14 protein-coding genes and 2 pseudogenes are annotated in these 23089 nt (G+C 70.7%); 6 read left to right on the top strand and 10 right to left on the bottom strand.

Going from position 1 to position 23089, the window contains the following annotated elements:
• From FREUN1FDRAFT_RS29360 to FREUN1FDRAFT_RS29345, 4 genes and pseudogenes are all read right to left on the bottom strand, one after another.
• Positions 1–1484: pseudogene (locus FREUN1FDRAFT_RS29360) on the bottom strand (hypothetical protein); the annotation flags it as partial.
• 178 nt (positions 1485–1662) lie between these two features.
• Entirely contained in the window at positions 1663–2340 is a 678-nt protein-coding gene (locus FREUN1FDRAFT_RS29355; protein WP_006543935.1) for a tellurium resistance protein, read from the bottom strand.
• Between the two features lie 232 nt (positions 2341–2572).
• Positions 2573–3814 carry a DUF475 domain-containing protein gene (locus tag FREUN1FDRAFT_RS29350; protein ID WP_006543934.1) on the bottom strand — a complete coding sequence of 414 codons (1242 nt, stop codon included), beginning with the start codon at positions 3812–3814 and terminating at the stop codon, positions 2573–2575.
• 367 nt (positions 3815–4181) lie between these two features.
• Entirely contained in the window at positions 4182–4757 is a 576-nt protein-coding gene (locus FREUN1FDRAFT_RS29345) for a TerD family protein (RefSeq protein ID WP_006543933.1), read from the bottom strand.
• A 1022-nt stretch (positions 4758–5779) separates the two neighbouring features.
• On the opposite strand from FREUN1FDRAFT_RS29345, the gene FREUN1FDRAFT_RS29340 reads away from it, so the two are divergent.
• The 4 genes from FREUN1FDRAFT_RS29340 (at position 5780) to glgB (ending at position 13647) form a co-directional block, all read left to right on the top strand.
• On the top strand, positions 5780–7756 hold the full coding sequence (locus tag FREUN1FDRAFT_RS29340; protein ID WP_006543931.1) for an alpha-1,4-glucan--maltose-1-phosphate maltosyltransferase: 1977 nt from the start codon (positions 5780–5782) through the stop codon (positions 7754–7756).
• Positions 7753–9471: a maltose alpha-D-glucosyltransferase gene (treS, locus tag FREUN1FDRAFT_RS29335; protein WP_006543930.1), complete on the top strand. Its 1719-nt coding sequence runs from the start codon at positions 7753–7755 to the stop codon at positions 9469–9471. Before FREUN1FDRAFT_RS29340 ends, treS begins: the two co-directional genes overlap by 4 nt.
• Before the next feature lie 302 nt (positions 9472–9773).
• Positions 9774–11237, top strand: coding sequence for a phosphotransferase (locus FREUN1FDRAFT_RS29330; RefSeq protein WP_006543929.1), 1464 nt, complete (start codon positions 9774–9776; stop codon positions 11235–11237).
• A gap of 76 nt (positions 11238–11313) precedes the next feature.
• Positions 11314–13647: a 1,4-alpha-glucan branching protein GlgB gene (glgB, locus tag FREUN1FDRAFT_RS29325; RefSeq protein ID WP_035954278.1), complete on the top strand. Its 2334-nt coding sequence runs from the start codon at positions 11314–11316 to the stop codon at positions 13645–13647.
• Positions 13648–13964: 317 nt separating this feature from the next.
• Here the strand turns inward: glgB and FREUN1FDRAFT_RS29320 are convergent, their stop codons facing one another.
• Together FREUN1FDRAFT_RS29320 and FREUN1FDRAFT_RS29315 are read right to left on the bottom strand one after the other, a co-directional pair.
• Positions 13965–14888, bottom strand: coding sequence for a tetratricopeptide repeat protein (locus tag FREUN1FDRAFT_RS29320; protein WP_006543927.1), 924 nt, complete (start codon positions 14886–14888; stop codon positions 13965–13967).
• Positions 14889–15108: 220 nt separating this feature from the next.
• Entirely contained in the window at positions 15109–15405 is a 297-nt protein-coding gene (locus FREUN1FDRAFT_RS29315) for an MTH1187 family thiamine-binding protein (protein WP_035954275.1), read from the bottom strand.
• Between the two features lie 209 nt (positions 15406–15614).
• Here FREUN1FDRAFT_RS29315 and FREUN1FDRAFT_RS29310 point away from each other — a divergent pair.
• Positions 15615–17104 (top strand): annotated as a pseudogene (locus tag FREUN1FDRAFT_RS29310) (ATP-binding protein).
• Positions 17105–17403: 299 nt separating this feature from the next.
• On the opposite strand, the gene meaB reads toward FREUN1FDRAFT_RS29310, so the two are convergent.
• The 4 genes from meaB to FREUN1FDRAFT_RS29290 form a co-directional block, all read right to left on the bottom strand.
• Positions 17404–18474, bottom strand: coding sequence for a methylmalonyl Co-A mutase-associated GTPase MeaB (gene meaB / locus FREUN1FDRAFT_RS29305; protein WP_006543924.1), 1071 nt, complete (start codon positions 18472–18474; stop codon positions 17404–17406).
• A gap of 2 nt (positions 18475–18476) precedes the next feature.
• The gene (locus FREUN1FDRAFT_RS29300; RefSeq protein WP_006543923.1) at positions 18477–19670 is read right to left on the bottom strand and encodes an acetyl-CoA C-acetyltransferase; all 1194 of its coding nucleotides are present in this window, start codon (positions 19668–19670) and stop codon (positions 18477–18479) included.
• A gap of 330 nt (positions 19671–20000) precedes the next feature.
• Complete coding sequence (locus FREUN1FDRAFT_RS29295; protein ID WP_006543922.1) at positions 20001–21002, bottom strand: VCBS repeat-containing protein; 1002 nt, start codon at positions 21000–21002, stop codon at positions 20001–20003.
• A complete protein-coding gene (locus tag FREUN1FDRAFT_RS29290; RefSeq protein ID WP_050796088.1) occupies positions 20999–21556 on the bottom strand; it encodes a SigE family RNA polymerase sigma factor in 558 nt (185 codons plus the stop codon). Before FREUN1FDRAFT_RS29290 ends, FREUN1FDRAFT_RS29295 begins: the two co-directional genes overlap by 4 nt.
• 184 nt (positions 21557–21740) lie before the next feature.
• On the opposite strand from FREUN1FDRAFT_RS29290, the gene ccrA reads away from it, so the two are divergent.
• Positions 21741–23089, top strand: a 1349-nt coding sequence (gene ccrA / locus FREUN1FDRAFT_RS29285; RefSeq protein WP_035954281.1) for a crotonyl-CoA carboxylase/reductase, incomplete at its 3' end; no start/stop codon positions are given.

Below are 23089 nucleotides of genomic sequence, written 5' to 3'. Positions count from 1 at the left end.
CGGTCCTGCGTGAGGTCGGTCGGCTGGGTGGGCGGTGACGCGGGCTCGAACAGGCCCGGTTCGCCGCGGCGAAAAAAGTCGATCTTCTGCGCGGGCATAGGAGGGAGATCGCCGGTGCCGCCGCCACCCGCCCCGTGTTCCGCCGCCCGGCCCTCCGCGGGACCGCCACCGGGCTCGTGAAGTCCACCGGGCTCGTAGAGTCCACCGTGCCCGCCGAGCCCACCAGGCTCGCCGAGCCCACCAGGCTCGCCGGACCCTCCGGGCCCGCCGAGATCACCGGGCACCGCGGCGGTCCTCGGAAGCCGCGCGGTGAACGAGGCGCCGAACGCGCCGGGCGGGATCACCGACCGGGGCGCTCGCCCCGGGCCGGAGTCGACCGGCGCCTCGTGGTCGCCTGCCGGGTCCTGATCGAGGGCGCCACGGTAGGGAACGTCATCGGAGTAGGGCAGCCCACCCGCGTACTCCCCCGGCCTGCCACCGTACGACTCACCCTCGGCGTAGCCCTCATAGCTGCCCGTGCCGCCGTAACTGCCGGTGCCGTCGTAACCGCCGGTGCGTTCGTAGCCGTCGGCGCCCTCGGCGTCGCCGCGCCAGTCGGCCCGGTCGTAGCCGCCGGTGCTCCCGCGTCCATCGGTTCCAGGGGTGCCGTAGCCGCCGGCAGCCGCGTAACCACCGGAACGCTCGTAAGCGCCGGAACGGTCGTAGCCGCCCGCGTCCTCGTAGCCGCCCGCGTCCTCGTAGCCACCGGCGTCCTCGTATCCACCGGGACCGTCGAACCTGGCCGCGTCCCGGTAACCGGCATATCGGTCGGCCGAGCCGTACCTGTCGGTGGTGGAATGCCTTGCGCTGGCAGGGTGCCTGTCGGTGGCAGGGTGCCTGTCGGTGGCGGAGTGCCGGTCGGGGGCGGAGTGCCGGTCAGTGACGAGGTGCCCGTCGACCGACGGTTCCGCCCGCTCGTAGCCGGCGGGCGGGTAGCCGCCGTCGTCGTCGTGACCGGACGGGTAGTCCGCCTCCGGGTCGCCGGCCCCACGGTCCGGCGGGCCGTATCCGGCACGCTCGTAGCTTTCCGGCGCGAACACCGACCCCCGGCCGCCGCGTGCGCTCGCGGCCGGTCCGTTGCTTGCCGGGTAGCCCGACGCCCGACGCCCGACGGGCGCCGGTGCCACCTGGCCGTGGCGGCCGTAACCACCACGGCCGGGGTCCGTGCTGTCCTCCGCCTCGTACCAGGATGGCCCGCGACCCGACTCGTCCACCACGGACCGGTCGGGGTCCACCTCCTCCGTCGCCGGCGGCTCCGCCGGCCCAGCGGACTCCGGGGTCGGATCGGGCGCGAACCAGCGGTACCCGCTGGCCTGCTGTCCGCCGGTGGCGCCGGAGGCGGTGCCCGGTTCATTCGAGCCGGACGACCCCGTGCGCGAGGAACGGCGTGGCTGGAACATCGAGTAACGCCCTTCCCCGGCGGGTGGTGGCACTGGACGGATCATCCTGCTACAAGGCTCCCGGTCAGGGCTGACTCCGGGCCGGTGTCCCCACCCGGCCGTCGTCCGTGCGCCTCGGTCACCGCGCCTCGGTCACCGTGTCGCGTCGCTGCGCCTCGTCGCTGCGCACAGCCTGCCCGGTTCCGACGATCCGCTCAACTCCCACCCTGTCACGACATTCCGGTCACTTCCGGCCGGCGGTCCAGTTCAGGCCCCACCCGTAGGCGCTGTCCAGCTCCCGGTGGCCGCCGACGTAACGGACCTCGCGGCTGACGGTGAAGTCATTGCCGGTGTTCGTCAGCAGGGCGATCGCACACATGCGGGAGCCGCCCGCCCGCTCGTCCAGATGCACCTCGATCGGCGCGCCCTGCGCCGGGGTCAGCGTCACGACCGCGTTCGCCTGGTCGAAGGAGGCCACGCCCTCGTAGATGAAGGCGAACACCAGCAGCCGCCGGATCTCCCCGATCCGAGCCAGGTTGACGTGGAGGTTCTCGCCGCCCGCCGTCGCGCCGGTGCGGTCGTCGGCGTCGAGCTGGACGTAGGGCGGGTTGTCGAAGGACCCGAATGCGTTGCCCAGCGCCTGCACGACACCGCGCCGTCCGTCCGCCAGCTCGAACAGGCAGGCCAGGTCGAGGTCGATTCCGCCGCCCGCCGCACTGAGCACCCGCTTGAGGAAGCCGCCCTTGGCCGCGCCGGAACCCGCCCCGTTCTGGGACCAGTTGAGATTGACGTGAAGCCGGCCGCCGCCGCCCTGCTTGCTCAGCGAGACGGTCGGCGCCGACTTGGTGAGGGTGACCTTGCTCAGCGACACCGGCGCTCCGGCCGGCGGCGCCGCTGGTCGCTTGCTGTAGTCGATGCCCATGATCCGCTCCTTCGCGGTTGGTGGGTTTACACGGGTGAGCCTTTTCCATCTCACGCTGCGTGGTCAGGCTAGGGCAAGTCCGAGTCGACGACGGAAAAGGCTCAAGTGGCGGCGGTCGGTGACCGCCTTTTCCATCTCACTTGCCACGGTCAGGGAATGCCGCGAGTCCGAGTCGACGACGGAAAAGGCTCAAGGCTCGCCGAATGACCGCCGCCAGCCGGGTGTCCGTCCGTCAGCTGGAGGTTCCGACGGTCGAGGCCTTGCCGCCGCCACCGCCCAGGCCACCGGAGTCGACTGCGCCGTCCGAGTCGTCCGAGTCCTGGCCGTCCGGGCCCGCGCCCCCGGCACCGGACTCGACCTCGGCCGCCTTCCGCTCCTTCGCGCGGAAACGGATGGACGACAGCAGTGCCAGTCCGATGAACGCGACACCGATCAGCCCGGTGACGACCTCGTGAACCTCGGTCTCGATGGAGACCGCGAGGATCACGGCCAGCGCGCCGATCGCATAGTGCGCACCGTGCTCGAGGAAGACGTACTCGCTCAGAGTCCCGCGCCGGACCAGATACACCGTGGTGGACCGGATGTACATGGCGCCGATACCGAGACCGGTCGCGATGATGAAGATGTTCTGCGAAATCGCGAACGCACCGACGACACCGTCGAACGAGAACGAGGCATCGATCACTTCCAGATAGAGGAACAGGAAGAAGGCGGCCCGGCCGGTCGCGAGAACCAGATCCGGGGTACCGGTTCGACGCTCCGCCGGTGCGGAGCCCGTCGCCTGCGCCGACGTGCTCTGGGCCGCGTCGTCGTCCTCGTCCTCGTCGTCGTCCGCGCCGATTCCCCGAGCTTCGAAGAACTCGCCGAGCCCGCGCACACCGAGGTACGTGGCGAGGCCGGCGACACCGGCCGTCAGCACCTGCTGGGTGTGATCACCGGAGAAGGCCTCGGCGACGACCAGCAGGGCGACGAGCCCCGTCACGACGGACAGAACCTCGAGCTGGCCCGCCTTGCGGAACGGCTCCTCCAGCCACCGGAGCCACTGGATGTCGCGTTCGGGGTCGAACATGAAGTCCAGGAAGATCATGAACAGGAAGATCCCGCCGAAGGCCGCGATCGAGGGGTGCGCCTCGTGCAGCCGTGCCGCGTATTCGGCCTCGTCGTTGAGCGCGAGATCGAATACGTCCAGCGGGCTCAGGTGCGCGGTCAGGGCCACGATCACGATCGGGAACAGCAGCCGCATCCCGAAGACCGCGATGATGACGCCGAGACTCAGGAAGAGCCGCTGCCAGACCTCGCTCATCCGGCGCAGGATCGTCGCGTTGATCACAGCGTTGTCGAAGGACAGGCTGATCTCCAGGACGGCGAGGATCGCCACGATCGCCGCGGCGTCGCCGCCGCCGATCACCCCGGCGGCCGCGATCCCGATGGCAGTGATCGCGAACGACCAGCCGAATATCCGAAGTACATGCACTTTTTGCGAACACCTCCCGGACCGACTCACTATGCTCCGACAGGCATTCGCGGGCGGGAACCGCGGTCCGTACCGGTCCCACCACTCATAACATCACCGCGTTGTCACCGGACGTTGTGTCCGGTTCACCGGGCCGGGCCGATGCGGTTGTGCGCATCGTATTGAGCCAGAGCCCCGCTGGCACTACCAAAATCTGACGAAACACCGACCTTGACGCCGGCCACGACTGGGGGAAACCTCACAGAAGCCCTGGAAATCATCCCGTCGGGCGCCAGCCCTGATCCCGTCGGGCGACGGGATCAGGACCACCGGCTCGGGCCATCCGGGCGTGGACCCCCACCCTGGAGTGGCCGTTCGGGCCGACCGCTCAGACGTTGACGCCGTAGTCGCGGGCGATGCCGGCGAGACCAGAGGCGTAACCCTGCCCAACCGCGCGGAACTTCCATTCCGCTCCGTGCCGGTAGACTTCACCGAAAACCATCGCGGTCTCGGTCGAGGCGTCCTCGGTCAGGTCGTAGCGCGCGATCTCGGCCTGATTGGCCGCGTTGACGACCCGGATGAACGCGTTGCGCACCTGGCCGAAGCTCTGCGACCGGTTGTCCGCGTCGTAGATCGAGACCGGGAAGACAATCTTGTCGATCTCGGCCGGCAGGCCGGCGAGGTTGAGGTTGATCTTCTCGTCGTCGCCCTCGCCCTCACCCGTGAGGTTGTCGCCCTGGTGCTCGATCGCGCCGTCCGGGCTCTTCAGGTTGTTGAAGAAGACGAAGTGCCCGTCCGACACGACCTTTCCGTCGGGCCGGCAGGCGATCGCGCTGGCGTCCAGGTCGAAGTCGTCACCTGTGGTCGTCCGGACGTCCCAGCCCAGACCGATGACGACGTTGGTGAGACCGGGCGCCTCCTTCGTCAGCGACACGTTGCCGCCCTTGCTGAGGCTGACTCCCACTGCTCCTCCAGATTCGATGTTCAGGTTCGATGGTTCAGGTCCGATGTTCTGGTTCGACGTACCGCACGTTCGTCAGGCCGAGGTCCACCGACCCGCCGATGCCACGCTCGCCCCACACGCTCGTCCCACGCGCACCCCCGCACCCAAGCCGGGAACAACCACGCCGGCAGACGCGCCAGCAGCCACTGCGGGCCGGTCGAGGACCGGCCACACCACCCGGGGGTACGGGCGGCGGCAGCCTACTGCGTCACACATCACGCCCAAGGCCGCCCGCGGGACGGGAGTGTCCGCCCACCAGCCTCGCGAGCCCCGGGTGCCCACCGCTGTCACAGAGCCGCCCACAGGCGCCACCCGGGCGCCGGTACGCCGACAGCGGGGCACCCGCCCCACGGCCGCGCGCGGCCCCACCGGCGTGCGACCGCCACGGCGGCCGGCCCGGGCACCCGCGAGGGAGACGGGCGACACGGACGTATCCCCCGCTCGCCGCGGGCCGGCGACGCCTCGCCTGTCGGGTGTCACGCATCCCCTGTCCGGTGCGGTGGTCGATGAGAGTTCGTGTTCAGCAGTTCTGCGGCGAACACTTCTGTGCCCAGCGAGACGAACGACGGCTCGGTGTAGTTCCCGGATCGCCGAGCCTGCCACCACTTATGGCGCATCGATGCCGGAAGGTCTGTCACCCATCCGACACACCGTCACAACCGCGACGTGACACCCGCCGCCCCGGGCACACGCCGTCAGAAATACCCGCGACACAGCTCGAGGCCCATCCGGGACGAACCCGCCACCAACCCCCACGGATCACACCGCTGGATCAACGTGGACAATATCCCCGGCGGAAGGTTAACGATCTGAGCAAGCCGGGAACATCGGTCAGGACCGTGGCCATCGGGACGACACAACCAGGCACACCACGACCGCAACACAGACCCATCCGGTGGTTGCACGCAGTTCACGTGGCGGTGCCATCGAACGCCATGTACAGGGTCGACCATTGAGTCGTGGTTCGTCTGGATAAGGTCCCCATGATGATCGGACGTTCAGTAGGCCGGGTTGTCATCTCCGACGTGCGCCCGGTCGTCTCCTGTGGCCAGTGGCCGTCGCGGGCGGTGGAGGGGGAAACCCTCACCGTCAGCGCGACGATCTTCCGTGAGGGTCATGACCTGATCGGAGCAAATGTCGTTCTTTCCGGTCCCGACGGTCAGGGTGCCCCGTTCACCCGGTTGAAACTGACCGGCGCGGGCACGGACCGTTATGAGGCCGACCTCGTCATGGGGCGCGCGGGCCTGTGGGGCTTTCGCGTCGAGGCGTGGGCCGATCCGGTCGCCACCTGGCGGCACGGTATCGAGCTCAAGGTCGGCGCCGGCCAGACCACCGACGAGCTCGCCGTCGACTTCGAGGACGGCGCACGACTGTTCCTTCGGGCGTTGCCCGGCCTGCCGGAGCCCCGGCGAGCCGAGCTCGCGCACGCGGTGGCGGTGCTGCGCGATGACCAGGTCACCGATCCGCACGCCCGCATCGCCCCGGCGTGCGCGCCGGAGCTGGCCGCGCTGCTCGACGCTCACCCGCTGCGCGAGCTGGTCACCCGCTCCCCCCTGCACCGCGTATGGGTTGACCGGCCGCGCGCCCTGTACGGCAGCTGGTACGAGATGTTTCCGCGCTCGGAGGGTGCGAGCCTCGACCCGCCGCGCTCGGGAACCTTCCTCTCCGCCGCGGAACGGCTGCCGGGCATCGCCGCGATGGGCTTTGACGTGGTCTACCTGCCGCCAATCCATCCCATCGGCGAGGTCAACCGCAAGGGCCCGAACAACACCCTGGTGACGGGGCCGGATGACCCGGGTTCGCCGTGGGCCATCGGCAGCGTGCACGGCGGCCACGACGCCGTGCACCCCGATCTGGGGACATTGGACGATTTCGACCTCTTCGTCGCACGGGCGCGTTCCCTCGGCATGGAGATCGCACTCGACCTCGCGCTGCAGTGCGCGCCGGACCATCCCTGGGCCAAGCACCATCCGGAATGGTTCGTGGTCCGCAGTGACGGATCGATCGCCTACGCGGAGAATCCACCGAAGAAGTATCAGGATATTTATCCACTGAACTTTGATGCCGATCCGATCGGCATCTACCACGAGATCCTCCGCGTGGTCCGGTTCTGGACGGCGCGAGGCGTGCGGATCTTCCGCGTCGACAACCCGCACACCAAGCCGGTCGAGTTCTGGGAATGGCTCATCGGCCAGGTCAAGGCCACCGAGCCGGACGTGCTGTTCCTCGCCGAGGCGTTCACCCGTCCGGCGATGATGCACGCCTTGGCCAAGGTCGGCTTCACCCAGTCCTACACGTACTTCACCTGGCGCAACGAGCGCTGGGACCTGGAGGAGTACGCCCAGGAGCTGGTCGAGTCGGCGCACTACATGCGGCCCAACTTCTTCGTCAACACGCCGGACATCCTGCCGGAGTACCTCCAGCGCGGCGGGCCCGCCGCGTTCCGGATCCGGGCCGTCCTCGCGGCGATGCTCTCCCCGACGTGGGGCGTGTACGCGGGGTACGAGCTGTTCGAGAACGCCCCCGTGCGGCCGGGCAGCGAGGAGTACCTCGACTCGGAGAAGTACCAGTACCGGCCGCGCGACTGGGCCGGTGCCGAGCGGGCCGGGACGAGCCTGGCGCCGTACCTCACCCGCCTCAACCAGATCCGCCGCGACCACCCGGCCCTGCACTGGCTGCGCAACCTGAGTCTGCACCAGTCGGACGCACCCGAGATCATGGCCTTCTCCAAGCGGCTCGCCGACGAGGACCTGGTGATCGTCGTCGTCAACCTCGATCCGCACATGGCGCGGGAGACCACGGTGCGCCTGGACATGCCCGCCCTCGGGTTCGACTGGGGCGACACCTTCACGGTCCACGACGAGTTCACCGGTGCGTCCTACCAGTGGGGCCGGGACAACTACGTGCGCCTGGACCCGAGCGAGCCCGCCCACGTCCTGACCGTACGGCGCCACTCATGAGCGGCTCGGAACCGTTCGCCGAGGAGGCGCTGCGGGAGACGGCGGCCGCGGGCGGCGCCGCCGAGTCCCCCCGCGACCCGCAGTGGTTCAAGCGCGCGGTGTTCTACGAGGTGCTCGTGCGGGGCTTCGCAGACTCCAACGGCGACGGGACCGGCGACCTGCGCGGGCTGATCAGCAAGCTGGACTACCTGGAGTGGCTCGGCGTCGACTGCCTGTGGCTGCTGCCGATCTACTCCTCGCCGCTGCGCGACGGCGGCTACGACATCTCCGACTACTTCCAGATCCTCCCGGAGTTCGGCGACCTGGGCGACTTCATCAACCTGGTTGACGAGGCCCACAAGCGCGGCCTGCGGATCATCGCCGACCTGGTGATGAACCACACCTCGGACGCGCACCCGTGGTTCCAGGCCTCCCGCTCGGATCCCGACGGCCCCTACGGCGACTTCTACGTCTGGTCCGACACCGACGACAAGTACCCGGACGCCCGGATCATCTTCGTCGACACCGAGAAGTCGAACTGGACCTGGGATCCGGTGCGTGGCCAGTACTACTGGCACCGCTTCTTCTCCCACCAGCCCGACCTCAACTACGACAACCCGGACGTCCAGGAGGCGATGCTCGAGGTCCTGCGCTTCTGGCTGGACCTCGGCCTCGACGGGTTCCGCCTCGACGCCGTCCCCTATCTGTACGTCCGCGAGGGGACGAACGGGGAGAACCTGCCGGAGACGCACGAGTACCTGCGCCGGGTCCGCAAGGAGATCGACGCCAAGTACGCCGACCGGGTCATGCTCGCCGAGGCGAACCAGTGGCCGTCGGACGTCGTCCAGTACTTCGGCAACGACGACGAGTGCCACATGGCGTTCCACTTCCCGCTGATGCCGCGCATCTTCATGGCGGTCCGCCGGGAATCGCGGTACCCGATCTCAGAAATCCTGGCCCAGACCCCGGAGATCCCCCCGAACTGCCAGTGGGGGATCTTCCTGCGCAACCACGACGAGCTGACCCTGGAGATGGTCACCGACGAGGAGCGCGACTACATGTACGCCGAGTACGCGGCGGACCCGCGCATGAAGGCGAACATCGGGATCCGGCGCCGGCTCGCCCCTCTGCTCGACAACAGCCGGGACCAGATGGAGCTGTTCACCGCGCTGCTGCTCTCCCTGCCCGGAAGCCCGGTGCTGTACTACGGCGACGAGATCGGCATGGGCGACAACATCTATCTCGGTGACCGCGACGGTGTGCGCACCCCGATGCAGTGGTCCCCGGACCGCAACGCGGGGTTCTCGACCACCGACCCGGCCCGGCTGTACCTGCCCGTGATCATGGATCCGGTGTACGGCTACCAGGCTCTGAACGTCGAGGCCGAGCGGCGGATGTCGACCTCGTTCCTGTCCTGGACCAGGCGGATGATCGAGGTCCGCAAGCGGCATCCCGTCTTCGGGCAGGGCAGCTACACCGAGCTCGGAGCGTCCAATCCGTCGGTGTTCGCGTTCGTCCGCGAGTTCGGCGACGACCGGGTGCTCTGTGTCGCGAACCTCTCCCGGTTCGCGCAGCCCGTGGAGCTCGATCTGCGGCGGTTCGCCGGGCTGGTCCCGGTCGAGCTGATGGGCCGGGTGCATTTCCCGGCGGTCGGCGAGCTGCCGTACCTGCTGACGCTGCCCGGTCATGGGCACTACTGGTTCGCCCTGACCAGTTCGGGGGAATTCACGCCTTAGGCGGTACGACGATGTTCCGCCCGGCACCTGCCTCCGGGCGGGACGGACCGGACCAGTCCGGAGCGATCCGGGCGGGCCCGGCCCGGCCGGCCGGTCAGCCGTCTGCCTCCAATGTCGGCCTTGATGTTCCCAGGGGCGGACGTCACGATTTGTTCTCCTGGAACTCACGCTCCGGGCAGGACACGGGAGCTCGGCGGCTCGCCGTCGATTTCGATCGAGGCGCAGGGGCTCCGAGGGCTCGCCGCCGGCGGCTCGCGGGCCGGGCGGACGACAACGCGACACGACGCGCAGGGAGGTCGAGCATGACGGACCAGCACTCCGAGCTCGCGGACCTGCTCGTGGACTGGCTGCCACGGCAGCGCTGGTTCGCGGGCAAGGGCCGGGCAGGTGGGCAGCCGCGCGTCGTGCAGGACGTACAGCTGAGCTCAGGCAGGAACACAGACACCAGCACCAGCACCAGCACGGCGGCGAGCACGAGCCCGGCCGCGGTGCTGCGCCTGCTTGTGATCGAGGTCGAGTTCGACGACGGAGGGCCCGCCGACTACTACCAGGTTCCGGTGGTCATCCGGCCGGACTCCCCCTTCGGCCACGACACCTTCCTGATCGGCGAGTCGTCGATCGGCCTGGTCTACGACGGCCTGCGCGACACCGACGGCAACGCCGCCCTGCTCGCCTACCTGCGGCGCGGGGCGAGCCGGGAGGGCCTCACCGCGACGACCGTGGAGACGCTGGACGAGGGCGAGCTCCCGCCACGCTCGATCGGCGCGGAGCAGTCGAACACCTCGATCGTCTACGGCGAGGCCTACATCCTGAAGGTGTTCCGCCGGCTGTGGCCCGGCATGAACCCCGACCTGGAGATCACCCGGGTCCTGGCCCGGGCGGGCAGCGAGCACGTGGCACGCCCGGTCGCCTGGCTCTCCGGCCAGCTGTCCGGCGTCCCGACGACCTTCGCCTTCATGCAGGACTTCCTGCGCACCGGCGCCGAGGGCTGGCTGCTGGCACTGGCCAGCGTGCGCGACCTGTACGCCGAAGGTGACCTGCACGCCGACGAGGTCGGTGGCGACTTCGCCGCCGAGGCCGAGCGCCTCGGCGCCGCCACCGCCCAGGTGCACCGGCACCTCGCGGCCGCCCTCCCGACTCGGCCGGCCGACCCGGCGGCACTCGCGGCGCTGGCCGACTACCTGCACCGGCGCCTCGACGACGCGCTGGCGGCCCTCACCGAGCTCGCGCCCTTCGAGGCCACGCTGCGGGCCGCCTACGACGAGGTCCGCACGGCGCGGCATCTGGGCCCGTTCCAGCGCATCCACGGCGATCTGCACCTCGGCCAGGTGCTCCGGGTGGAGTCCGGCTGGGTGCTGTTCGACTTCGAGGGTGAGCCGGCCCGGCCGGTACCCGACCGCACCCAGCTCGAATCCCCGCTGCGCGACGTCGCCGGCATGCTCCGCTCGTTCGACTACGCCGCCCAGTCGATGCTGCTGGAACGGCCCGACGAGCCGGCGCTGGCCTACCGGGCCCTGGAGTGGGCCGACCACAACCGTGACGCGTTCTGCCGCGGCTACGGCGCCGAGTCCGGCCGCGACCCCCGCGACGACCACGCCCTGCTGCGTGCGCTCGAGCTGGACAAGGCCGTGTACGAGGTGCTGTACGAGACCCGCCACCGGCCGGGATGGATCAGCATCCCGATGCGGTCGATCGAGCGACTCACCAGCGAGCCGGAGGGGCGGGGCGCGGCGGCGCCCGCCCTGGAGGGCTCGGACCACGCGTAGTAGCCGGGACCTCGACGGCGAGGTCCCGATCGGGGACGACGAGGTCCCGACCAGGAGAAAAGGACAGGTGGCCGTAGTGGACGATCCCGACGACGTGACGCGGAACGGTTCCGTGAACGGGCGCCCTGACCTGGCGCGGCTGTCGAGGTTCACCGACACCGCGGTCGTGGACCGGCCCGAAGCGCCGGACCCGGCCAGCGCCCCCAGGGTGGACGTGCCCCGCGAGGAGCTCGACCGCCTCGTCGGTGGCGCCCACCACGACCCGCACACGATCCTCGGCGCGCATCCCACCGGCGCCTGGACGATCCTGCGCGCGCTGCGCCCCGACGCCACGGCCGTCACCGCGCTCGTGGACGGCGTCCGCCACCCGCTGACCCGGCTGCACAGCGGCGGGGTGTTCGCCGGCGCGGTCCCCGGCCGCCTGCCCGACTACCAGCTCGAGGTGAGCTACCCGGACTCGACCTACGCCGTCGACGACCCCTACCGCCACGGCCCGACCCTCGGCGAGATCGACCTGCACCTGATCGGCGAGGGCCGGCACGAGCGGCTCTGGACGGTGCTGGGCGCCCATGTCCGCCAGCTGCCCGTCGCCGGTCGCGACACCCCCGTCGCGGGCGTCAGCTTCGCGGTGTGGGCGCCGAACGCCCGGGGTGTGCGGGTGGTGGGCGACTTCGACTTCTGGGACGGCCGCGCCCTGCCGATGCGCTCCCTGGGCTCGACCGGTGTCTGGGAGCTGTTCGTGCCCGGCGTAGAGGCGGGAACCCGCTACAAGTACGAGATCCTCGGGGTCGACAGCGTCTGGCGTCAGAAGGCCGACCCGGTCGCCTTCGCCACCGAGCTGCCGCCCGCCACCGCCAGCGTCGTGCACGAGTCGCACTACACGTGGCAGGACGCCGACTGGCTCGACCGGCGGGCCGCGACGGCCTGGCACGCGGCGCCGATCAGCATCTACGAGATCCACCTGGGATCCTGGCGGCGTGGCCTGACCTACCGGGAGCTCGCCGCGGAGCTGCCGGGGTACCTGCTGGAGAACGGCTTCACCCACGTCGAGTTCCTGCCGGTCGCCGAGCACCCGTTCGGCGGGTCCTGGGGCTACCAGGTCACCTCGTACTACGCGCCGACGTCCCGTTTCGGCAGCCCGGACGACTTCCGCCACCTCGTCGACACGCTGCACGCCGCGGGCATCGGCGTGATCGTGGACTGGGTTCCCGCCCACTTCCCGCGGGACGCCTTCGCCCTCGGCCGCTTCGACGGCACCGCCCTCTACGAGCACCCCGACCCGCGCCGCGGCGAGCAGCCCGACTGGGGCACCTACGTGTTCGACTTCGGGCGCCCCGAGGTGCGCAACTTCCTGGTCGCGAACGCGCTGTTCTGGCTGGAGGAGTTCCACGTCGACGCGCTGCGGGTCGACGCCGTCGCCTCGATGCTCTACCTGGACTACTCCCGTCCCTCCGGCGAGTGGGTCCCGAACGTGCACGGCGGCCGGGAGAACCTGGAGGCGGTGGAGTTCCTGCAGGAGGTCAACGCCACCGTCTACCGGACGGTGCCGGGCGCGATGATGATCGCCGAGGAGTCGACGGCCTGGCCCGGGGTGACCCGCCCGACGCATCTCGGCGGCCTGGGCTTCGGCTTCAAATGGAACATGGGCTGGATGCACGACACCCTCGACTACACGTCGCGGGCACCGGTGTTCCGGACGTACCACCACCACCAGGTGACGTTCTCGATGATGTACGCCTACTCGGAGAACTTCATCCTGCCCTTCAGCCACGACGAGGTGGTGCACGGCAAGGGGTCGCTGCTGCGGAAGATGCCGGGGGACCGCCGGGCGCAGCTGGCGGGCCTGCGCGGCCTCTACGGCTACATGTGGGCCCATCCGGGCAAGCAGCTGCTGTTCATGGGCAGTGAGTTCGCCCAGGACAACGAGTGGAGCGAGGCGACCACGCTGGACTGGCACCTGCTGGGTGACCAGGGGCACAGCGGGGTGGCGCGCCTCGTGCGGGACCTCAACCACACCTACCGGGGGACCCCGGCGCTGTTCGAACGCGACACCGAGCCCGACGGCTTCTCCTGGATCGACGCGAACGACGCGGAGAACAACGTCCTCGCGTTCGCCCGCTGGTCCGCGAACGGCGAGCAGGTCCTCGCCTGCGTGACGAACTTCTCCGGCGCCGGCCATGTCCGCCACCGCCTCGGCCTTCCGTACGCCGGCCGGTGGCGGGAGATCCTCAACACCGACGCGATCGACTACGACGGCGGCGGCATGGGCAACCTCGGCGCTGTCACCGCGACACCGGTCTCCGCGCACGGGCTGCCGGCCTCGGCGGAGCTCACGCTGCCCCCGCTGGCCACGATCTGGTTCCTGTACGACCCGGAAAACCCCCCGCGGCCGAAGCCTGACACAGGCTGACGCCGCGGCCGAGCACGCCCGGCCGGCCCACCGCCGCCGGGCCTCGCCGCCGGGCGAGAACCTGAGGGCTGCCGCTGCTGTCGGGCAAGATGTGGAGGATTTCGGTCGCAAGAACGACCAACATCCTCCACTCTTCGGGCTGTGGCCGGGCTGCCGCCGTGACTGCCCGTTGCTGCCGGACAAACCTGAGGATCCTGGTCGCCAGCGCGACGAAAATCCTCAGATCTTCGCGCTCGCCAGACACGGGCCGCCAGGCTCAGCCCCGCCCGCCACCCGCCGCCCGCCAGACGGTCAGGCGAGCGGTCAGGCGCAGGTGGTCAGAACAGCGCGGCGGCCAGCGCCCGCCGGGCCGGGGCGACGGCCGGCTCGCCGTCACCGAGGGCCTGGAACAGGCCGACGAGGTGCGCCCGTACCTTCTCCCGGTCCTCTCCGGACGTCCGGCGGACGAGCTCCACCAGCCGGCTGAAGGCCGTGGCCGGGTCGCCCTGGGCCACCGTCAGGTCGGCCACGGCGAGCCCCGCCTCGACGTCGTAGGGGTCGGCGGCGAGCCGCTGGCGCAGCCAGCCGGCGTCGTAGCCACTCACCCGGCGCAGCAGCTCCACCTGGGCCAGGCCGATGGCGGCGTCCGGGTCGGCGGGCGTCTCGGCGAGCTGGGCCTGGAAGGCGGTCGCCGCGGCGTCCAGGTCGCCACGGGCCATCGCGTCGTGCGCCTCGGCGAGGTGGGGCGGCGGGGCCGCGCCCGCGGGCCCGCCCGGCAGCTCACCGACCGCGCTGAGCAGCTGGTCCAGCCAGCCGCGCACCTCACGCTCGGGGATGGCGCCGGTGAACTCACCGACGATCCGGCCGCCGACGACCGCCTTGACCGCCGGAATCCCCTGCACACCGGCCGCCTGGGCCAGGCCGGGGTTGGCGTCCACATCGACCTTGGCGAGCACCCAGCGCCCGCCGTCGGCCGCCGCGAGCCGCTCCAGCACCGGGCTGAGCTGCTTGCACGGGCCGCACCAGGACGCCCAGAAGTCGAGGACGACCGGCACCTCCATGGACCGGCCCACGACCTCGTCGTTGAACGTCTCCTCCGTCACATCCACGACGACCGGCCCGGTGGCACCGGCGGTGGGTGCGCCGGCCGGGGCACCGGCCGGGCCTGCACCGGGCCGCCCGACCGGGGGCGGCGGCGGTGCGGGCTTGGGGTCGAGGGGCACGGCGCCGGCGAGGCGCAGACCGCCGAGTGTGTCGGGCATTCGGCCCGGCCCGCCCCTGCGCGGCGAGCCGGGTGGGACAGGTGACCTCCGCTGCATGGCTCCATCGTTGCACTCGGTGGACGCGGGTCGGGTGCCACCGGTCGACTTTTTCCCGCGTGGCCATCCACAGCGGCCACACAGCGACCACGCAGTGGCCCCGCGGTTGCCTTCCGGTGGCCCCGCGGTGACCCAAGAACTTCGGCGGACCCGCCGGCCGGCGTCAGCCGGCGGCGAGATGCCGTTCGACGCTGGCCACCTTGTTGTGCAGGGCGTCGGTGACACCCTCACGAAGATCGGCCTTGAGCACCAGGCTCACCCGCCCACACCGGGCCGCGACGGCCTCGGTGGCCTGCCGCACGACCTCCATGACCTCGGCCCATTCACCTTCGATCATGGTGAACATCGCGTTGGTCTCGTTGGGCAGCCCGGACTCACGCACGACCCGGACCGCCTCGGCGACCGGTGCCGCGACCTCCTCGCCGAGACCGATGGGGGTGACACTGAAGGCAACAAGCATGTGGACAGACCTACCACGCCCACCCTGTCCCAGCCGGACACTCGCCACACCGGCAGATCTCCTGGGCGACGACACCGTCACCATCGGTTGATAACATCGGCGAATCAACCCGCCAACACCAAACCCGGGACAACGTCCGCTGACGGTACGCCCTACCATGACCCGCCGTGGGGTGGATGCAGATTTATGACGAGACGGACGAGGCCTAGGTGGGGCTGAGTACCCTGCTCGAGACGCTGACGGATCTTGTGGTGATCGTCGGCGGGGACGGCCGCGTCCGCGAGATGAGCAGCAGTGCCGCCGTGTTCCTGGGCGATCGGGTCGGCTCCACGCCGCACCTGCACGAACTGTCGGGTGTGGTGGAGCCCGGCTGTCTCTCCGACCTCGCGAGCCCCGTGTCGCAGGCGCTGACCCGCACCGCGGCATGGCGGGGCACCGTGTGGCTGATCGACGTCGCGGGGGCGGTGGCACCGTACATGGTGACGGCCAGGCTGGATCCGGCGGGCGGGGTCGTCATCGTCGCCCGGGACACCGTCGACGCCCGTGCCCGCGGCGCCGCGGAGCGGGAGTCCCGGTCGAAGGACGAGTTCGTCGCCCGGCTCGGGCACGAGCTGCGCACGCCGCTCAACGCGATGCTCGGGTTCGCGCAGCTGCTCGAGCTGGAGCCGCTCACGCCTGACCTGCACGAGGACGTCGAGCGCATCATCACCGGCGGCCGGCACATGCAGGCGCTCATCGACGACGTGCTGGACCTGGCCCGGCTGCGAGCCGGGCGAGGAGACATCAACAAGGGGCCGGTCAACGTCCTGGACATCGTCCAGGGCGTGGTCGAGCTGGTCGAACCACTGGCGGAGCGGCGCGGTATCCGGCGGGTCATCCAGCCGGCCCGGCCGCTCATCGCCGACGCGGACCGCCGCCGCCTCTGGCAGGTCCTGCTCAACCTGATCGGCAACGCGCTGAAGTACGGGCGGGAGGGCGGCAGCGTCCGGGTCGGCATCGTGCCGGTGACCGGGTCGCGGATCCGCATCGAGGTGGAGGACGACGGCTTCGGGCTCTCCCCGTCCGCGTTGTCCCGGCTGTTCCGGCCGTTCGAGCGGCTCGGCGCGGAGGACACCGGCGTCGAGGGCAGCGGGCTGGGGCTCGCCCTCTCCCAGGCCCTCGTGACGGCGATGGGCGGCGTGCTGACCGTCGCCAGCAGGCCGGGGTGGGCAGCGTCTTCGCGGTCGTCCTCGACGCTGTCGACGTCCGCTACGACCACGCGGACGAGGATCCGCAGGAGGCACCCGGCGAGCGTCAGCTCGAGCCTGGTGGCCTGCGCGTGGTCCACATCAGCGGCGATCCCGGGCTGCGCGAGCTCGTCACCGACACGCTGGCCAGCGCGCTAGGGGCGGACACGATCAGCGTCCCGCGCGGGGCGCTGGCGGTGGAGGCAATCCGCCGGGCCCGCCCCTCGCTGGTCCTGCTGGACGGCGACCTGCCCGACGTGACCGCCGTAGACCTGTTGCCGCGGCTGGCGGCCGACCCGGTGGCCGGGACGGTGCCGGCGCTCGTCCTGGCGGCCGAGGCGGACCCGGACGAATGGACCCGCCTGCGCCGAGCCGGTGCCACGCAGATTCTGGGCATGCCGCTGGACGTCACGACCCTGATCGCCGCGACATCCCAGCTCACCGCGCCTAGTACCGCACCCACGCGTAGCTGACGACTGCTGCCGGACAAGATCGGGACAAGATCAGAGGATTTTGGTCGCTGGAACGACCAAAATCCTCAACTCTTCTGAGCTGCAACGTCGGGCTGCCGTAGCTGCCGAGCAAGACCTGAGGATCGTGGTCGTCGGAACGACCGAAATCCTCAGGTCTTGCCTGGTAGCAGACCGCCGGGGGTGGGCGGGGTCACCTGCCTGCGGATCTCGGCCGGCACCATGGTGCGACAGGCCCTGGGACGACGAAGATCGTCGCCTCTTCGGGCGGGCGGGCGAGCGGGGCCGGCGGGGCGGGGCGCTCAGCCCGCCACGCCGGCCAGCAGGGTGTCCGCGGCCGTGAAGGGGTCGAGCTGGCCGTCGGTCACCTGGCGGGCCAGCTCGGCCAGCCGCTGCCCGTCGTCGAGGCGGCCCAGCCGCGCGCGCAGGCCGGCCAGCGCGAGCTGGGAGATCTCCTCGCCGGCGCGCCGCAGCCGGCGCCGGCGCAGCACGCCACTGGCCCGCAGCCAGGTCTGGTGGCGCTCGATGGCCGCCACCAGCTCGGGCAGGCCCTGCCCGCTCACGGCCGCCACCCGGATGACCTCGGGGTGCCAGTCCTCCAGCCCCCCGACAGCCCCGACATCCGCGGCAGCGGAACCGGCAGCGGCACCGGCACCGGCACCGGTGAACGCGGTGTCGGCGATCGACTCGCGGGGCCGGCCGGCCATCCGGACGGCCGCCACGACATCGCGATAGGTGTGGTCGGCACCGGGCCGGTCGGCCTTGTTGACGACCAGGACGTCGGCGATCTCCATGATCCCCGCCTTGGCCGCCTGGATGCCGTCGCCCATCCCCGGGGCCAGCAGCACCAGGGTGGTGTCGGCGAGCGCGGCGACGTCGACCTCCGCCTGGCCGACGCCGACGGTCTCCACCAGCACGACGTCGAACCCGGCGGCGTCGAGGACACGCAGCGCCTGCGGGGTGGCCCAGGAGAGCCCGCCGAGGTTGCCGCGGGTCGCCAGCGAGCGGACGAACACCTCCGGATCGTTGGCGTGCTCGACCATCCGCACCCGGTCACCCAGCAGAGCACCGCCGGTGAACGGCGAGCTCGGGTCGATGGCGAGCACGCCCACCCGCAGGCCCGCGGCACGGTACGCACCGACCAGGCCGGACGTCGACGTCGACTTGCCCACCCCGGGTGCCCCGGTGAGCCCGATCACCCGGGCCCGGCCCGTGTGCGGGGCGAGCAGGGCACTCACCTCGCGCAGGGCTGCCGAGGAGTCCTCGACGAGCGAGATGAGGCGGGCCACCGCGCGGCGGTCCCCCGCCAGCGCGGCGGCCGTCAGCTCCGCCGGATCGGCCCAGGCGGCCCGGGTGGCCCGTGCGGAGCCCACGCTCACGCCTGGGCGGCCGGTACGCGCAGCACCAGTGCGTCGCCCTGACCGCCACCACCGCACAGCGCGGCCGCGCCGACACCGCCGCCGCGACGCTGGAGCTCCAGGGCCAGGGTCAGGGCGATCCGGGCGCCGGACATGCCGACCGGGTGCCCGACGGCGATCGCGCCACCGTTGACGTTGGTGATGTCCGGGCTGATGCCGAGCTCGCGGATCGACTGGATGCCGACGGCGGCGAAGGCCTCGTTGATCTCGACGAGGTCGAGGTCGGCCGGGGTGAGCTTCTCCTTCGCGAGCGCGGCCTTGATCGCCTCCGCCGGCTGCGACTGCAGGGAGTTGTCCGGACCGGCGACATACCCGGCGTGACCGATCTCGGCCAGGATCGGCAGGCCCAGCTCCTCGGCCTTCGCCCGGCTGGTGACGATCACGGCGGCGGCGCCGTCGGAGATCTGGGAGGCGTTGCCGGCGGTGATCGTCCCGCCGTCCAGGAACGCGGCACGCAGCTTCGCCAGCGCCTGCGCGGTGGTGTCGCCCCGGACGCCCTCGTCGGCGCTGACGATGATCGGCTCACCGCGGCGCTGCGGAACCTCGACCGGCACGATCTCGTTCTCGAACAGGCCGTTCTTCGCGGCGGCGGCGGCCCGCTGGTGCGACAGCGCGCTGAACTCGTCCTGCTCGGCGCGGGTGAGGTTGTAACGGGCGTTGACGCGGTCGGTCACGGTGCCCATCGAGACCTGGTCGAAGCCACAGGTGAGCGCGTCGGCCGCGATGGCGTCCGTGACGGTGGTGTCGCCGTACTTCACGCCCGGGCGCAGCGCCGGGATCAGATGCGGCGCGCGGGTCATCGACTCCATGCCACCGGCGACGACGATGTCGAACACGCCCTGGTTGATGTAGGTGTCGGCGAGCGCGATGGCGTTGAGGCCGGAAAGGCAGACCTTGTTGAGGGTCATCGCCGGAACGCTCAGCGGTACGCCGGCCTTCGCGGCGGCGTGGCGGGCGGCGGCCTGACCCGAGCCGGCCTGGATGACCTGGCCCATGATCACGTACTGGACGGCCTCGGGTGACAGCCCGGCCCGCTTCAGCGCACCGGCGATCGCGATCCCACCGAGCTCGACGGCGGTGAAGTCCTTGAGGGCGCCGGAGAGCTTGCCGACCGGGGTGCGGGCACCGGCCACAATCACAGAACCAGGCATGACGCCTCCTCGGGTTCACGGGTACCGGTTGGCGCGGTACCGGCCCGCCACGGCCACCGGGTGGTGCTCGCGACCGCGGGCCGCGCCGCTCACACCACGGCTGGCCGGGTGGGGGGATGAGAAACTAAAGAAACTCTCCCAGCCACAATAACGTGATCTTGGTGCACGTGCCGGGGACGACAGCCGCCGGCGACCGGGCTCCGCTCCCCCCGTGACAGCCCCGGGCCGACGGCGGTTCACCCACCACCACGGCGGATTCCGACTCGCCATCCGGCCCGGCCGCAAGGCTCGTGAGCCGGGCCACAGCCGGTGAGTCACATCACGCGGAGGTCAGGACAGGGCGGAGAAGGTGCCACAGCCCGGCGCGAACACGGTGCCCACGCTCGACCCGGTCACCATCTCCTGGGTCACCTGACCGGCGACCAGCCCGTCCGATGTGATCTGCACAGCCGTGGTGACGGTCTGGTACGAGATGCCATCCGACGAGGTGCCCGAGATGAGCCGCAGCCCGCTGCCGTCGCACTGGAAGCCGAAGGCGCTGTCGTCCCGCACCCCGGCGGAGAGCCGAAGGTTGGCCCCGCCCACGGGAAGGGCCTGCGAGAGGACTCCGCCGGCGGCGTAGCGCAGCAGCGCGTACTCGTCGATGTTGTCCCGGCTCGAGGTGCGGACCAGGACCTCCGCGAAGCCGTCGCCGTTGGCGTCCACGACGGCGTGCACGGTCGGCAGCTGCAGGTTCGGCAGGTCGACCGAGCCGGCCTTTCCGCCGCGGGAGAAGACGACCTCGACCTTCGTGCCGTTGAGCCGGACCGTGTCCGCGGTTCCGTCGCCGTCCACGTCGTTCGCGAGGGCGGGCCGGTGCGCCGGCGACGGCAGGCTCAGGGAGCCGGAGCCGCCCTGCCCGGTGGTCGCGCTAGCCACCGGGCTGGACGGGGTGGTGCCGGTTCGTGGGGTCGAGCTGGTCGTCGGTGGTGGCGTGGTCGTGTGCTGCGGCCTGGTCCCGCCGGAGGGACGAGTACCGCCGCCCGAACCACCGCCGCCGACGGAGGGCCCGGCCGACGGGCCCGCCGTCGGCTCGACCATCGACGAGACCAGCGGCGGCCCTGCCGGCTCCACGACCTGCTCGGACGACGACTGCGGGCGGACGGCCACGAACGCCAGCGCGATCAGGGCTGCCATCACCACGCCACCGGTGGCCATCAGCGGCATCCGCCACCAGCGCCGGCGTTCCACACCGGCCCGGATCTGGTGCAACGCGTCCGGCGAGGCCCGGATCGGCTCCACTGCCGCCCGCAGGAGCCTGGTGAGCTCCTCCGGTTCGAGCCCGCTGTTCACCGCAGGCCCTCCAACTTGCCACTCAGGGCCGCCAGCCCACGTGAGGTGTACGCCTTCACCGATCCGACGCTGCAACCCATGACCGCGGCGGCGTCAGCCTCCGACATGTCCGCGTAGTAGCGGAGCACGACCGCCTCTCGTTGCCGTCTGGGCAGCTCCCGCAGCGCCTGCACGACCGCGGCGCGCTCGACGAGAGAGTAGGCCCCCTCCTCGGCGCTCGCGGCGTCGGGCATCGGCTTGGGTGCGTGCTTGAGCGCAACCAGTCGACGCCGGAGCGTGGACCGTGCGAGATTGACCACCGTCTGACGGAGGTAGGCGAGCGCCTTGTCCCTGTCCTGCAGCCGCCCCCAGGCGCCGTGAACCCGGATGTAGGCGTCCTGGACGACCTCCTCGCACAGCCCGATGTCATCCAGCAGCAGCGCGGCGAGACGGACGAGGGATCGGTAGTGCTCGGAGTACAACGCGGTCAGAGCGGCGTCCGCGTCCCGCGCGACAGCGCTACGGGCGGCGTCGCTCCGCGCAGGCACGGGTCGCCACCCTTCCACGACTGTCATGGGCGCGGTCACGGAAAGTCTGACGCGCGCCGAGCCTCCAAGGTTGTCCCAGAAGTTCTATCGCGTCGCGCGGCGCACTGACACCCCTCAGTTCATCTGGCCCGCCAACCCGCGGGTCGACCAGGCCGGGCGGGCTCCATCCGCCCTCGGTCCCCCGACCAGCACAGCCGGAGGTAGATCGATGATGAAGCACATCCTGGACGCGATCATGACGGGCGGGCAGCGGTCGCCGGAGCGACAGGCCGAGTTCGCGTCGCTGGCGGTGCCGGAGTCGTATCGGGGTGTGGTGGTGCGTAAGGACGAGGTGGGGTTGTTCGAGGGGCGGGTGTCGCGGGACAAGGATCCGCGGGAGTCGTTGCATGTGGATGAGGTGGCGACGCCGGAGTTGGGGCCGGGTGAGGCGTTGGTGGCGGTGATGGCGTCGTCGGTGAACTACAACACGGTGTGGACGTCGATTTTCGAGCCGTTGTCGACGTTCGGTTTCCTGGAGCGCTATGGGCGGACGTCGCCGTTGGCGAAGCGGCATGATCTGCCGTATCACGTGGTGGGGTCGGATCTGGCGGGTGTGGTGTTGCGGACGGGGCCGGGGGTGCATGCATGGTTCCCGGGGGATGAGGTGGTGGCGCACTGTCTGTCGGTGGAGTTGGAGCGGCCCGAGGGTCACAACGACACGATGCTGGATCCGGAGCAGCGGATCTGGGGGTTCGAGACGAATTTCGGTGGTCTTGCGGAGCTGGCGTTGGTGAAGGCGAACCAGTTGATGCCGAAGCCGGCTCATTTGAGTTGGGAGGAGGCGGCGTCGCCGGGGTTGGTGAACTCGACGGCGTATCGGCAGTTGGTGTCGCGTAACGGTGCGGGAATGAAGCAGGGTGACATTGTGCTGATCTGGGGTGCTTCGGGGGGTTTGGGGTCGTATGCGACGCAGATGGCCCTGCGGGGTGGTGCGATTCCGGTGTGTGTGGTGTCGTCGCCGGCGAAGGCGGAGATCTGCCGGTCGATGGGTGCGGAGCTGGTGATCGACCGGGCGGCGGAGGGGTATCGGTTCTGGTCGGATGAGAACACGCAGGATCCGCGGGAGTGGAAGCGGTTGGGGGCGCGGATCCGGGAGCTGACGGGTGGGGAGGATCCGGACATCGTGTTCGAGCATCCCGGTCGGGAGACGTTCGGGGCGTCGGTGTTCGTGACGCGTAAGGGCGGGACGATCGTGACGTGCGCGTCGACGAGTGGGTTCATGCACGAGTACGACAACCGGTATCTGTGGATGAGTCTGAAGAGCATCGTGGGGTCGCATTTCGCGAACTATCGGGAGGCGTGGGAGGCGAACCGGTTGGTGGCGCGGGGGTTGATCCATCCGACGTTGTCGAAGGTGTATCCGTTGGAGGAGACGGGGCAGGCGGCGTTCGATGTGCATCGCAACGCGCATCAGGGCAAGGTCGGGGTGTTGTGTCTGGCACCGGAGGAGGGGCTGGGCGTTCGTGACGAGCAGACCCGGGCTCGGCACCTGACGGCAATCAACCGCTTCCGCGGCGTGTA

Origin of the sequence: Parafrankia sp. EUN1f, from assembly GCF_000177675.1 — a bacterium.
GTDB lineage: Bacteria > Actinomycetota > Actinomycetes > Frankiales > Frankiaceae > Parafrankia.
Note: the sequence above shows the minus strand (reverse complement) of the source record. Positions and strands in the feature narration are given on the sequence as shown.

What these genes read in the sequence shown, in the direction of transcription:
- FREUN1FDRAFT_RS29340 (WP_006543931.1), top strand. Translation starts at nt 5,780, where the DNA reads ATGATGATCGGACGTTCAGTAGGCCGGGTTGTCATCTCCGACGTGCGC.
- FREUN1FDRAFT_RS29320 (WP_006543927.1), bottom strand. Translation starts at nt 14,888, where the DNA reads ATGCCCGACACACTCGGCGGTCTGCGCCTCGCCGGCGCCGTGCCCCTC.
- FREUN1FDRAFT_RS29355 (WP_006543935.1), bottom strand. Translation starts at nt 2,340, where the DNA reads ATGGGCATCGACTACAGCAAGCGACCAGCGGCGCCGCCGGCCGGAGCG.
- FREUN1FDRAFT_RS29290 (WP_050796088.1), bottom strand. Translation starts at nt 21,556, where the DNA reads ATGACAGTCGTGGAAGGGTGGCGACCCGTGCCTGCGCGGAGCGACGCC.
- treS (WP_006543930.1), top strand. Translation starts at nt 7,753, where the DNA reads ATGAGCGGCTCGGAACCGTTCGCCGAGGAGGCGCTGCGGGAGACGGCG.
- FREUN1FDRAFT_RS29315 (WP_035954275.1), bottom strand. Translation starts at nt 15,405, where the DNA reads ATGCTTGTTGCCTTCAGTGTCACCCCCATCGGTCTCGGCGAGGAGGTC.
- FREUN1FDRAFT_RS29330 (WP_006543929.1), top strand. Translation starts at nt 9,774, where the DNA reads ATGACGGACCAGCACTCCGAGCTCGCGGACCTGCTCGTGGACTGGCTG.
- FREUN1FDRAFT_RS29300 (WP_006543923.1), bottom strand. Translation starts at nt 19,670, where the DNA reads ATGCCTGGTTCTGTGATTGTGGCCGGTGCCCGCACCCCGGTCGGCAAG.